At 71.6% G+C, this 2,280-nt stretch carries 3 protein-coding genes; 1 reads left to right on the forward strand and 2 read right to left on the reverse strand.

Annotation, left to right across the window (positions count from 1 at the left end; all coding sequences use genetic code 11):
• A partial coding sequence (locus RTM68_RS18370) for a substrate-binding domain-containing protein (protein ID WP_312173745.1) occupies positions 1 to 473 on the forward strand: 473 nt, incomplete at its 5' end.
• A 2-nt stretch (positions 474 to 475) separates the two neighbouring features.
• On the opposite strand, the gene RTM68_RS18375 is transcribed toward RTM68_RS18370, so the two are convergent.
• Complete coding sequence (locus tag RTM68_RS18375; protein WP_312173747.1) at positions 476 to 1,564, reverse strand: substrate-binding domain-containing protein; 1,089 nt, start codon at positions 1,562 to 1,564, stop codon at positions 476 to 478.
• Positions 1,561 to 2,280: heparinase II/III family protein (locus tag RTM68_RS18380; RefSeq protein WP_312173749.1), on the reverse strand; the 720-nt coding region annotated here is incomplete at its 5' end. The genes RTM68_RS18380 and RTM68_RS18375, both read right to left, overlap by 4 nt.

Here is a 2,280-nt window from a genome sequence, read left to right on the forward strand (position 1 = left end):
CATCGCACCTGCTGAGCCTCGGACACGACACCGTGCATCATCTCGCGGGCCCTGCCGATTCGTTCGCCGCATCCGAACGCGAGCGCGGATGGCGCGAGACCCTCGTCGCCGCAGGGATCGAGCCGCCGACGCTCGTGCGCGGAGACTGGACCGCCGAGGCGGGTTTCGGCGCAGGCGACGCGCTCGCCGGGGCATCCGCCGTCTTCTGCGCGAACGACCAGATGGCGCTGGGCCTTCTGCGCGCTCTGGCCGAAGCCGGTCGGACCGTGCCTGGGGACGTCAGCGTGGTCGGCTTCGACGACGTGCCGGATGCCGCGAACTACCGTCCGCCGCTGACGACGATCCGTCAGGACTTCACCGCTCTCGCCCACCGCGCCGTCGACCTGCTCGTCGCCGAGATCGAGGGAACGCCGGAGGGCGAGGCATCCGCGGTCGTACCGACCCTGCTCGTCGCACGCGCCAGCACGCGCTGAGGTCAGGCGGGCGGCGCCGAGGACTCTCTCGCGTGCATCGTCGGACTCAGTGACACCCGATGCACCGGACGCGTCGGGTCGGCGATGCGCTTGGCGAGCAGGTCGATCGCGGCGGCGCCGACGGCGGCACGCGGCGGGCTGACCGCGCTGAGTGCGGGGGTGAACAGCTGAGCGACCTCGTCGTCGTAGGCGACGACCGAGAGGTCTTCGGGCACCGAGAGCCCGCGGTTCAGGGCGATGTCGATGAACGCCATGGCCTCGGGGTCGGAGTGGATGAGAAGCCCCGTCACCCCGGCGTCGAGCGCCTTGTCGATGGCCGCGTTGACGGCGGTCGCGAAGCCCGGGCCGTTGCGATCGGGGAACAGGCTCTCGAAGTGATCGGCCGGAGCCAACCCGAGCTCCTCGCAGGCCGTGGCCCATCCGGTGACGATCTTGCGCCCGGTCGGCGACTCCCGCGACAGGATGAGGCCGATGCGGCGATGGCCGAGGCTCGCGAGGTGGCGTGCGGCGAGCACCGCACCGAGTGCGTGATCGGTCGTGACGTTCTCGACAGGCGCCCGATCGGGCAGCACCACGGCGTCGCGCTCGACGAACACCGACGGGATGCCGGAGGCGTCGAGCCACTGCACCACGTCCTGCGCGTGGGTCACATCGGGGTTGGGCGCGACGATGAGCCCCCGGATGTCGTCGGCGGCGATGAGGCGTTCGAGCACGGGGCGCTCGTCCTGCAGCTCGTACGAGGCACCGCGCAGCACGAGGCGCAGCCCGCGCTTGCGCGCCTCGGCCTCCATGCCTCGCACGACCCCGGGCCAGTAGTACGCGAGCGACGGCACGAGCACGCCGATCGCGCCGCCGGTCTGCGCGGGCACGGGCTCTTCGGCATCCGTGGTCTGGGTCGGCACGGCTCCACCGTGCACGCGCTCGAGACGCCCCTCCTCCTCGAGCTGCTGCAGGTCGCGTCGCAGCGTCACGGGCGCGACGCCGAGCTCTTCGGTCAGGCGCGAGACCCGCACGATGCCGTCGCGTTCGAGGGCCGCGATGATGTGCGCGTGACGCGCGGGCGCCAGCGGAGCGTGCTGCTGATCGGTCATCGGTCGTCCTCGCTGTCACCCGTTCCCGGGATGGCGTCGTCTCTTTCTACCGTGATCCACGCGCGATCGTGCGTGCTCACGTCCAGTTCGATGCGGGTGAGTCGCTCGCCCCACACCTCGCTGAGCATCGGATCGTCGAGCAGGCGCACCGTATGGGCGGAGCGGATGCCGGCGGGCCAGCGGACCACGACGGGTGCCGCCCCGTCGAGCGGCACGACGCGCACGCCGTCGTCGAGGGCGGATACGCCGCCGGCGATCACGAGGTTGAGGGTGCTGGGGGCTCCGGTCGAGGGTGGGTTCGCCTCGTCAGTCACCCGCACGATCCCGCGCGTGCGGTCGAGTACGGCCGTTCGGCGCCAGGTCGCCCCGTCGACGTCGTACGCGCCGCCGAGCTCGAGGCTCAGCGACGACGCGGCATCGGCGACGACGGCCTCGACGTCGGATGCCGCGAACTCCCGCCCCGCCGACTGATCGACTCCGGCGATCGTGGGGGTGTTGTGCCACGAGCTCTGCATGGTCCAGATCGAATAGCGGTCGGGGCCGAACGTGGCCTTCGTGTAGGTCGGGCGCCCCGCATCGACGACGACCGGCACCCCGTCGGACGTGACGATGAACGAGCCGACGTCGTTGTGGTTGTGGTGCTCGGCGTTGTGTCCGCCCTTGATCACGAGCCCGAGCCCGGCGGTCGTCCCCGCGTGCTCGCGCGCGAGCAGCAC

It is taken from the genome of Microbacterium sp., from assembly GCF_031988965.1.
Lineage (GTDB): Bacteria > Actinomycetota > Actinomycetes > Actinomycetales > Microbacteriaceae > Microbacterium.